This window comes from Halomonas sp. ND22Bw (genome assembly GCF_003011945.1).
Classification (GTDB): Bacteria; Pseudomonadota; Gammaproteobacteria; order Pseudomonadales; family Halomonadaceae; genus Halomonas; species Halomonas halophila.
The window spans coordinates 1-256 of the sequence record NZ_PXWD01001271.1; the positions used below are offsets into that span (position 1 = coordinate 1).

Here is a 256-nt window from a genome sequence, read left to right on the forward strand (position 1 = left end):
GGTGAGCCCGGTGCGCTTCGCCGAGACCTTCCTCGACCGGCTCGCGCCGAACGGCCTCGTCGCCTTCATGAGCTCGATCCTTGGCAGCGTCGCCCTGAACGAGTCCGGCGGCTGGGAGACCTACCGCGCGAGCAAGGCCGCCCTCAACACCCTGGTGCGCAGCTTCGAGATCCGCCACCGCGAGGCCGGCTTCGGCGTGCTGCTGCTGCATCCGGGCTGGGTCCGCACCGAAATGGGCGGGGCCGATGCCGATATC

General features: G+C 70.3%; 1 protein-coding gene. It reads left to right on the forward strand.

The genetic code is table 11. The annotated features are described in order from the left end of the window. On the forward strand, nucleotides 1–256 hold a 256-nt coding region (locus CVH10_RS22275; RefSeq protein ID WP_146143287.1), incomplete at both ends, for an SDR family NAD(P)-dependent oxidoreductase.